At 38.1% G+C, this 10,620-nt stretch carries 8 protein-coding genes; 5 read left to right on the top strand and 3 right to left on the bottom strand.

The genetic code is table 11. The annotated features are described in order from the left end of the window. Nucleotides 1-629: 629 nt before the first annotated feature. Nucleotides 630-2,258, bottom strand: coding sequence for an MFS transporter (locus ABID23_RS03830; RefSeq protein ID WP_354189503.1), 1,629 nt, complete (start codon nucleotides 2,256-2,258; stop codon nucleotides 630-632). A 343-nt stretch (nucleotides 2,259-2,601) separates the two neighbouring features. On the opposite strand from ABID23_RS03830, the gene rpsO reads away from it, so the two are divergent. The 3 genes from rpsO (at nucleotide 2,602) to ABID23_RS03815 (ending at nucleotide 6,399) form a co-directional block, all read left to right on the top strand. Beyond that, nucleotides 2,602-2,871 carry a 30S ribosomal protein S15 gene (gene rpsO, locus ABID23_RS03825; RefSeq protein WP_354189501.1) on the top strand — a complete coding sequence of 90 codons (270 nt, stop codon included), beginning with the start codon at nucleotides 2,602-2,604 and terminating at the stop codon, nucleotides 2,869-2,871. Between the two features lie 251 nt (nucleotides 2,872-3,122). Next, nucleotides 3,123-5,324 (top strand): polyribonucleotide nucleotidyltransferase, encoded by a 2,202-nt coding sequence (pnp, locus tag ABID23_RS03820; protein ID WP_354189499.1) that lies wholly within the window; start codon nucleotides 3,123-3,125, stop codon nucleotides 5,322-5,324. Between the two features lie 76 nt (nucleotides 5,325-5,400). Further along, nucleotides 5,401-6,399: a class I SAM-dependent methyltransferase gene (locus tag ABID23_RS03815; protein WP_354189497.1), complete on the top strand. Its 999-nt coding sequence runs from the start codon at nucleotides 5,401-5,403 to the stop codon at nucleotides 6,397-6,399. 19 nt (nucleotides 6,400-6,418) lie between these two features. Here the strand turns inward: ABID23_RS03815 and hslU are convergent, their stop codons facing one another. Together hslU and hslV are read right to left on the bottom strand one after the other, a co-directional pair. After that, complete coding sequence (gene hslU / locus ABID23_RS03810) at nucleotides 6,419-7,729, bottom strand: ATP-dependent protease ATPase subunit HslU (protein WP_354189495.1); 1,311 nt, start codon at nucleotides 7,727-7,729, stop codon at nucleotides 6,419-6,421. Beyond that, nucleotides 7,730-8,311: an ATP-dependent protease subunit HslV gene (gene hslV / locus ABID23_RS03805; protein WP_354189493.1), complete on the bottom strand. Its 582-nt coding sequence runs from the start codon at nucleotides 8,309-8,311 to the stop codon at nucleotides 7,730-7,732. A gap of 216 nt (nucleotides 8,312-8,527) precedes the next feature. On the opposite strand from hslV, the gene ABID23_RS03800 reads away from it, so the two are divergent. Both ABID23_RS03800 and coaA read left to right on the top strand, forming a co-directional pair. Continuing rightward, nucleotides 8,528-9,517 carry an asparaginase gene (locus ABID23_RS03800; RefSeq protein WP_354189491.1) on the top strand — a complete coding sequence of 330 codons (990 nt, stop codon included), beginning with the start codon at nucleotides 8,528-8,530 and terminating at the stop codon, nucleotides 9,515-9,517. 94 nt (nucleotides 9,518-9,611) lie between these two features. Next, the gene (coaA, locus tag ABID23_RS03795) at nucleotides 9,612-10,610 is read left to right on the top strand and encodes a type I pantothenate kinase (RefSeq protein WP_354189513.1); all 999 of its coding nucleotides are present in this window, start codon (nucleotides 9,612-9,614) and stop codon (nucleotides 10,608-10,610) included. Nucleotides 10,611-10,620: the final 10 nt, after the last annotated feature.

Below are 10,620 nucleotides of genomic sequence, written 5' to 3'. Positions count from 1 at the left end.
TTTGCCTCCATTTTTTTGTGGAAGCGAATAGTTCCGTTCTTAAAAACTAGCCTGCAATCTATTCATTAAAAGGCTTTTGATTTCATAAGATATAAAATACCTCTTTATCGTTTTCTAAACTTTTAGACAGCATTTTAAAAGCGATCTTGTCCTTAATCCTTTTATGCAATTTTTTAAATTAAACCCATAAGCTTATGACCGTTTCAAACGATTATTCCTTTGAAGGTTTCGCTCAAAAAAGAGCAAAACTCATACCATTCTTTAAGCGTATACAATTTATGTTATCGATAATTTCAAACGACTAAATTTTTAAACAATGTGATTTGTACTGTGATAAAAAACGTATCATAAAATTTATGAACTGTTATGTATGATAACTGCTTTTCATTTCATTTGAATGCACCCATGCGTTATAATATTTACATCATGATTTGCTTTTTACGGTCTATTCATACATGCCAATCTTATATAAAAAATAATCAAATGAATCACGTATAAAAAGATGGATTCTCAAGTGGATTCATATAAAATAATTGCAATCAACATATTGACTTTATTGTGTTTTTATGCATAATGTGAATCTATATGTGGAATCGTTTATAGAAAAACTGTTTTAGCCCTTTTTACCATCAAGGTAATTGCTCCGCCGAGGGTTTTAGATGCATCTCGCTGGCATGTGGTATTGTCTGCCGCTCAATCATACGATGTACTCTTATACCATCTGGCATACGATTTAAGTGGCGCAAAAGCTTATTTACCTCTGCATCTGCTTTTGTACGACGATGGTTATGGCGCAAATAATCCACCCATGTTGGCATGTGATATGATTCTGTCCAATATTCAGGTCTTTCGAGATCACGTAACAGAACCCATTGACGAGCACCATCCCGTAAACGAATATGACGACGACGTGTCATCACTTTGAGAAACTCTTCCAAATCATTTTCATGGATTTGATAATCAATCATAATCATAATCGGGCCACTACGTGCTTTTAAGTTGAGCAAAAGCTCTGGCTCTCTGAAATGATCAAGTGGATCCAAATCTATCTCAGGAATTTCTTGAATTCTAAACTTTATCCCTGCAAGAGCTCCAAAAATTAAGAATAGAGAACAAATACTCAAAGCAATTGTTGGAGAATAACCATCAGCAAGGACTCCCCAAATGGCGCTTCCGATAGCCATCCCGCCATAAGATGCCGTTTGATACAGTGCTAAAGCACGTGCAACAACCCAACGCGGTGTAGAAAGCTGTACAGATGTATTAAATAGCGATAATGCTAAAACCCAACACAAACCTGCAGGAAATAAAGCAAGGTGACTTATAATGAGTGAGCGGCTTATTGCTAAAAAAAAGCAGGAAAAGGCAAAACCAACAAATGCACTTGCAATAATCGTTTCTGAACGAAAATAATTCCGTACAGATGAATTAATAATACCACCTGTCATAGCGCCCAGACCAAAACAACCCAACAATGTCCCATAAAGAAGTGCACTCCCCCCAAGAATTTTATGCACAACAATTGGTAAAAGCGCTAAAATTGAAATCGCTCCGATACCAAAAAGAAATGCCCTGACCATAATATTGAGAAGATTTGGCGACATCGCAACATAACGCAAACCATCTGAAACAGCTCCTAAAAGCCTTTCCCGTGGTAAGGTATTGTTTTTATAGCTTGGTTTCCAGAAAAATAAAACACCAATTAAGGGGATATAACTTATTGCATTGAATAAAAACGCTGCTGCTGCACCCAACGCTGCAATAATAGCCCCCCCAATGGCGGGACCTACACTACGCATCAAGTTAAAGCCTACACTATTCAAACTGACCGCAGCGGGGATACTTTCCCTACTCACAATATCCCCTATTGTTGCCTGCCAAGAAGGATTATAAAAAGCCGTTCCACATCCGATCAAAAATGTCAAAAATAATAAAATTGAAGGTGTTAACAAATCCATATAAGTTAAAATAGCTAGACTTGTGGATATCATCATCATCATAATCTGCGCACACAACATAATTTGACGACGATTAAAATTATCGGCTAATGCTCCCGCCATAAGAGAAAACATAACCAGTGGTAATGTTGTGGCACTTTGAACAAAACCAACCATCGAATGCGAAGAACTGATCAATGCCATGAGCCACCCTGCTCCAACAGCTTGTATCAGCCCTCCTAAATTGGAAATAAGAGTGGACGACCATAAGTTTCGAAATACCGAATTACGAAAAAGTTCTAACGTCGAAATGCTCTGCATCTTTTGTCTCCAAATCGGTATTGATTGCTTATGTTATCATACCTAAACTCTTTAAAGCAGCTATCATTGTATCAAAATAATACACAACTCCTTAAAAACTCTCATAAAACCCTATTAAAATCAATATTTCAACATAAAACCCCTTCACTTGAAAGGGTTTTTAAATTTTTAAGTTAAGAATTTTAAGACCGTTTTTAAGGGCTAGTATTTTAACCTCCTTTCCTATATAAATGTTGCCGCAAGCGAGAGTCTTCAACTCTACTTGTTTCTTCGTAGGCCCTTGCTGAACGACATCTCGGCTGTGGGTGACTTTTGTTTCTTTGTTTTTTGAAAGGATAATACGATGTCGATTACACCTGAACGCAAACAAGCTCTTGTTGCAGAATATGCAAATAAAGTTGGTGATACAGGATCACCAGAAGTACAAGTAGCCGTACTTTCTGAACGTATTGTGAATTTAACAAACCATTTTAAATCTCATAAAAAAGATAATCATTCTCGTCGTGGTCTTTTGAAGATGGTCTCTCAACGTCGCCGTCTTCTTGATTACCTGAAAGGAATTGACCAAAACCGTTATCAGACACTTATCAAAAAATTAGGCTTACGTCGTTAAAAGAAAAATGGGGATGATATTTTCAAACAACCGTCCATTTTTTAATTTGAGACTATAAAAACGAACGAGTCGTCATAATAGGGCAGGATTGCTAGCTGCTTTGCGCTTAAATTGCGATTTATTTCTTTCTCCTCGCAAAAAAGTAGAAGTATCTTGTCGTCCTGCCCCTACTTTAAATATATTACGCAAAATAAACGCTCCAAGGTGCGAACCGATCAAAGATGTGAGCACTGGTCGCTTAAGGATGAAAAATGTTTAAAACGCATAAGATAGAAATTGAATGGGCCGGTCGGCCACTCACTATTGAAACAGGGAAAATAGCGCGTCAGGCCGATGGTGCAGTGATTGCTACCTATGGAGAGACCATTGTCTTAGCAACCGTTGTATCAGCAAAAAGTCCAAAACCAGATCAAGACTTTTTTCCACTTACCGTTAATTATCAAGAAAAATCCTATGCTGTTGGTAGAATACCAGGTGGTTATTTAAAACGTGAAAGCCGACCAACCGAAAATGAAACTTTGATTTCACGTTTGATTGATCGTCCCATTCGCCCCCTTTTCGCCGATGGTTATAAAAACGACACTCAAGTTATTGTTTCTGTTATACAACATGATCTTCAAAATAATCCTGATGTCCTTGCAATGATTGCATCTTCCGCTGCTTTGACGCTGTCAGGTGTTCCTTTCATTGGCCCCATTGCTGGTGCTCGTGTAGGCTACTGTAACGGACAATATATTCTCAATCCGCATATTGATGAAATGCCTGAGTCAAAGCTTGATCTTGTGATTGCCGGCACTGAAAGTGCTGTGTTGATGGTTGAATCAGAAGCACAAGAATTACCAGAAGATGTTATGTTGGGTGCCGTTACGTTTGGTCATAAAAACATACAGCCTGTTATTGATGCCATCATAAAACTGGCTGAAGTTGCTGCAAAAGATCCACGTGATTTTGTTCCTGAAGATCTTTCTGATCTTGAAAAAGCTATGCTGGAAATGGCTGAACAGGATATACGAAAAGCTTATACAATTACGGACAAACAAGAGCGCTATGCTGAAATCGATGCAATTAAAACAAAAGTCATCAATGAATTTATGCCAGAAACAGGAGAGGACTTTAAATTTAGTACAGATCAAATTGCAACCGTTTTCAAACAACTACAAGCTAGGATTGTACGCTCGAATATTCTTGATACGGGAAAACGTATTGATGGGCGTAACCTTTCAACAGTCCGCCCCATCCAATCAGAAGTGGGTCTTTTGCCACGCACACATGGATCGGCACTTTTTACTCGTGGAGAAACACAAGCCATAGTTGTTGCAACACTTGGAACTGGTGAAGATGAACAATATGTTGACTCCTTAACAGGTATGTATAAGGAAACATTTCTTCTCCATTACAATTTTCCACCATTTTCAGTGGGAGAAACAGGACGACTTGGTTCTCCTGGTCGCCGTGAAATTGGACACGGCAAATTGGCATGGCGTGCAATTCATCCCATGTTACCAACGAAAGAATCCTTCCCTTATACTATTCGTGCTGTTTCAGAAATTACGGAATCCAATGGATCATCTTCCATGGCAACTGTTTGTGGAACTTCGCTTGCTCTTATGGATGCCGGTGTTCCTTTAGCACGCCCAGTTGCAGGTATTGCCATGGGATTGATTAAAGAAGGTGAACAATTTGCTATTCTATCTGATATTTTAGGAGATGAAGATCACCTTGGAGATATGGATTTTAAAGTCGCTGGCACAGAAAATGGTATTACCGCTTTGCAAATGGATATTAAAATTGATGGTATTACCGAAGAAATTATGAAAACTGCACTTGAACAAGCTAAAGATGGACGAATCCATATCCTAAACGAAATGGCGAAAGCCTTAACAAGTGCACGTGCTGAACTTAGTGAATTTTCTCCACGTATTGAAATTATGAACATTGCCGTTGATAAAATTCGCGATGTTATCGGTTCTGGTGGTAAAGTTATTCGAGAAATCGTTGAACAAACTGGGGCAAAAATCAATATTGAAGATGATGGAACAATTAAAATTGCTTCTACCGATGCTAAAACTATTGAGACAGCAAAACGCTGGATTCATTCTATTGTTGATGAACCTGAAGTTGGTGCTATCTATCAAGGAACAGTTGTAAAAACGGCGGAATTCGGCGCATTTGTGAATTTCTTTGGTTCGCGTGATGGACTCGTTCACATTTCTCAACTCGCATCAGAACGTGTTACAAAAACAACTGATGTCGTTAAAGAAGGCAGTAAGGTTTGGGTTAAACTAATGGGATTTGATGAACGTGGGAAAGTTCGATTATCAATGAAAGTTGTTGACCAACAGACAGGTAAAGAGATTACAGATGATAAATCGATAAAAGAAGAACAAGACAAGTGCGTGGATGAAAAAAGAAAATCCGCAAACAAACGTCCTCGTAAGAAAAAAGAAGAATAGTCTTTTCTTGACTGACTCATCAAATAAAATGCCATCCTCATCATAAGAATGGCATTTTTCTTTGAAAGAATAACATGTGTTACTGTTTTTACCTTTTAAAAACTATGCGCTGCCTCTTCCTGATTTAGGACAATCTTGGTTGAGCTTTGGTTTAATGGATCTTCCTCCTAAAGAATGGAGACAGTCTTTAAAAGTTATAACACCTTGGCGACCAGATTTTTTAAAATTTTCTCATGCGCAATTTGACTGCTCTCCTCAAATAGAAAAAACTCTCGCCTATGATGGCGCACTTTTGCACTTAAGCAAATATCGTGCTTTCAACCAAAATTGTTTTCTTGATTTATTAGAGTGCGTTAAACCTGGTGGATGGATTATTATCGGTGGAAATAAAACAACCGGTGCTGCCTCAATGATGAAATGGATCAAAAATCTTATTCCCATCACCGATAAATTGTCTAAAAGTCATGGATTGGTTTTCTGGCTTCAAGTTCCACCAAAAATAGAAAGACAAAAAATCGCACAATTGCGCTCACCACCAATCAGTTTTGAAAATAAGTTTCAAACTTCTTCTGGCATGTTTTCGCACGGTCGTATTGATCCAGGTTCGGCAGCGCTTACTCTGCATATGCATAAGATTATTTCTGGAAAAACTGCCGACTTTGGTGCTGGCTGGGGTTTTCTTTCATATTCTGCACTTGAAAAAAGTGAAAAAATGACGAGTCTTGATCTCTATGAAGCTGATTATAATGCCTTGAAAGCAGCAGAGCAACATCTCAAACAAATAACAACCTCTTGTCCGCTTCACTTCTATTGGCATGATCTTATGCATGAACCAATTAAAGATCTGTACGATACAATCATTTCAAACCCACCCTTCCACACACAACACACGACAGATATTTCATTAGGTCAGCATTTCATTATAAATGCGGCCAAATGTCTTAAGCCAGGTGGGACTTTGCTTCTCGTTGCTAACCGCCACCTGCCTTATGAGACATTATTAAAAAATATTTTTCGCACAGTGTTGATACATGAACAAGCCCATGGCTTTAAAGTTATCGAAGCACAGCGATAAGAAAAACACGTGATAGACTTTAGAGGATAAAACGTGAAAGATCTACATCAGCAGCAAGTTCACCTATAGATTGTCGAACATAGGTAGCATCAATTTTAAATGATGTTCCAGCTTTATCCGGCGCTGTAAAAGAAATTTCATCCAAAACGCGCTCCATGACCGTTTGCAAACGGCGTGCTCCTATATTTTCAATCCTTGCATTTAGATCAACAGCAATATCTGCTAAAGCATCAATCGCATCATCCGTAATTTCTAAATGAACCTCTTCTGTAGCCATTAAGGCAATATATTGCTTTATCAAACTAGCTTCAGGTTCGGTTAGAATACGCCTTAGATCTTCTCTTGTGAGAGCATTTAACTCCACTCTAATGGGCAACCGTCCCTGAAGTTCTGGCAATAAATCAGATGGTTTTGAAACATGAAACGCGCCTGATGCGATAAAAAGGATATGATCTGTTTTAACCTGTCCATATTTTGTAGCAATTGTTGTTCCTTCAACCAAAGGTAAAAGATCGCGTTGAACACCCTCACGTGAAACAGCAGTACTTGCTCCACCATCTCTCGTTGCAATTTTATCAATCTCATCAATAAAAACAATTCCGTCATTTTCAGTAACGCGGAGCGCTTCTTGAATAATTTGATCTTGGTCCAGAAGCTTTTCAGATTCATCATCCATGAGGGGTTTAAACGAATCTTTGACAGTTGTTTTACGAACCTTCGTTCGATTCCCCATTTTTCCAAAAATATCTGATAAATTCATAATGCCCATTTGCGCACCAGGCATACCAGGAATATCAAAAGTTGAAGCGCTATTGTTATTATTATCCGCGACTTCAATTTCAATTTCTTTCTCATCTAATTCGCCTTCACGCAACTTTTTGCGAAAACTATCACGTGTTGCAGGACTTGCTGTTTTACCAACAAGAGCATCTAAAATCCGTTCTTCAGCATTAATCTGAGCCTTTACTTGCACTTCATCTCGTTTTTTTTCACGCACAAGAGAAATAGCAATTTCAACAAGGTCACGAATAATTTGCTCAACATCACGTCCTACATAACCAACCTCAGTAAATTTTGTCGCTTCTACTTTAACAAAAGGCGCACCAGCCAGTTTTGCTAACCGACGCGCTATACCCGTTTTACCAACACCTGTTGGCCCTATCATTAAAATGTTTTTTGGCATAACTTCTTCACGCATCGGAGCATCAAGCTGCTGTCTACGCCATCGATTGCGCAGTGCAATGGCGACAGAACGTTTGGCATCATTTTGGCCAATAATAAAACGATCAAGTTCAGAAACAGTTTCACGAGGGGAAAATACAACACACATTCAAATAGCTTTCTTTAAAGAAGATAATTCTGTATCCAATGTTTCAATTGTAAAATGATCATTGGTATAAACACAAATTTTAGCAGCAATATCCATAGCTTTACGGGCAATAACTTCTGCATCCAAATCCATATCCATAAGCGCTCGTGCCGCCGAAAGAGCAAAGTTCCCTCCAGAACCAATTGCCATAACGCCATCTTCTGGTTCTAAAACATCGCCAAGTCCTGTAAGGGCTAAAGTTATTTTCTTATCAGCCACCAGCATCATTGCCTCAAGACGACGTAAATAGCGATCTGTCCGCCAATCTTTTGCAAGTTCTACACATGCACGCATAAGCTGATCAGGATATTGCTCAAGCTTTGTTTCCAACCTTTCTAATAAAGTGAAAGCGTCGGCTGTAGCACCTGCAAAACCCGCAATCACCGTTCCATCTTTGCTAAGGCGACGAACTTTTCGTGCATTGCCTTTCATAATTGTTTGCCCAAGTGAGACCTGACCATCACCGGCCATCACGACTTTACCACCTTTTCGTACAGTCATAATAGTTGTACCATACATTGTGTCTGGCTTATGTTCCACCATAAGGAAACTCCCTAATATTAATCTCTATTCCTAATATTGATTTCTTTTTATATCATGTAAAATCCAATCACTATTTCCTTTATTTAAGAACATATATTGCAAAACACAATGATTCAGTATCATTCAATTTATTGAAATAAAAAAATGAGTGCATTGTTATCAATGCAAATTGTTGTTAAACAGTTTTTATAAGCAGTTTACTTCTAAGGAAAAAATATGAAAAAAATAGCAATAGGGACATTGGGAGGAACAATTGCAATGGCTGAGAACAATTTTGGCCAAATGCAACCAACATTGACTTCAGATATCCTCATTAAAAGTGTTCCAGAATTAAATAAAGTTGCTCATATTCACGCACAAACACTGACACAATTACCAAGTGGATCTTTATCTTTCAAAATTCTTTTTGAAATCATAGAGTGGGCAAAACAGCAAGTAAAAGATGGTGCAGAAGGTATTGTTTTGACTCAGGGTACTGATACACTCGAAGAAACAGCTTTTTTTCTTTCTCTTTATTGGGATAAAGCCGAACCACTCATTATCACCGGTGCTATGCGTATCCCCTGTGAACCAGGTGCTGATGGACCCGCTAATGTGTTAGCTGCAACGCGCGTTGCTGCTCATCCAGAAACTCGAAACAGAGGTGTTCTTGTTGTCATTAATGATAGTATTCATTCACCTTATTGGGTTCAGAAAAGTCATACTGTCAAAATTGAAACATTTCAGTCGGGACTTCCAGGCATTTTAGGAACTCTTTTGGAAGGAAGATTGGTTTATTTTAATGATCAAAATTTTTTTCCAGCAACTTTCCATCTTCCCCAAAGCTATGATCACCAAGTTGCACTCCTTCACTCCTCTTTATCTTCTGATACAGAATTGATGAAATTCTGCCTTGAAAGTGGACGCTATGCTGGACTTGTCATTGCTGGCTTTGGATCAGGGCACTGTACTTTTGAAGAAGCAGATATTGTACGACAATATGCACAAAAAATGCCCATTATTATCGCAAGCCGCTCCTATTCTGGCTCAACAACGCGCACAACTTATGGTTACAAAGGTTCAGAAGTTGATTTGATTGCTGCTGGCGCTCTTATGTCTGGATATTTATCCGCCGTAAAAGCACGTTTACTTTTATGGGCTTTTTTGGCACAAGGATTATCATTGAAACAAATTAATACACATTGGAATGACTGGACTATAAGCTAATGAAGAGTTACTATCATTCTAAGGTACAGAAAAATAATTCAATTTCCCATTCTTAATAAAGAATTTTGGTAAAAGAATTTCAGTCAATAAAATGATGATTGATACGACACTCTCAAAAATTAATCAAGAAGATAACTTGACGAAATCTGTTTCTGATCGGTATTCACCTTACCGTGTCTTTACAGCGCAAGAGTGGTCTCGCTTTCGTGCAGACACACCACTTACTTTAACCTTTGATGAAATTAAACGGTTACGTTCAATTGATGATCCAATTGACCTTGAAGAAGTACAGCGCATTTATCTTTCATTATCACGCTTGCTATCATGCCATGTTGAATCTGTGCAGGAGCTTTTTCGTAAACGTCAAAAATTTTTACATCAAGAAAGGGCTCAAAAAACACCTTTTATCATTGGGATTGCAGGCTCTGTTGCAGTAGGAAAATCAACAACCGCTCGTATCCTTCAAGAACTTTTGAAACGCTGGACATCTAGTCTTAAAGTTGATTTGATTACAACCGATGGCTTTCTCTATCCTAACGCTGTATTACAACAAAAAAATCGTATGAATCGTAAAGGGTTTCCTGATTCCTATGATATTAAAAAATTGCTAAACTTTCTTTCTGCCATAAAAGCTGGTATTGGTAATGTCAGCGCGCCGCTTTATTCGCATTTAACCTATGATGTTCTGGAGAATCAAACAATTACTATTGACCGTCCTGATATCCTAATTATTGAAGGTATTAATGTCCTACAGGTCAGTGATCTCCCTAAAGATGGCAAAATCGTCCCCTTTGTTTCAGATTTTTTTGATTTTTCAATTTATGTGGATGCTGAAACAGAAGTCATTCGACACTGGTATTTGGAACGTTTTAAACATCTACGTAAAACAGCTTTTAAAAATCCCGAGTCCTATTTTCATCGTTATGCAAGAATGCGTGAGGCAGAATCCTTAAAAGTTGCTGAAAATATCTGGAAAACAATTAATTTGAAAAACCTACAAGAAAATATACTACCAACACGGCCAAGATCTAATCTCATTCTACGAAAAGGAAAAAACCATTTAGTAGAATATGTTGCACTCCGAAGATTATAAGGATTTTATC

It is taken from the genome of Bartonella silvatica (genome assembly GCF_040545155.1).
GTDB lineage: Bacteria > Pseudomonadota > Alphaproteobacteria > Rhizobiales > Rhizobiaceae > Bartonella > Bartonella silvatica.
The sequence above is the reverse complement of the archived record's forward strand: the minus strand, read 5'-3'. Positions and strand labels throughout refer to the sequence as shown.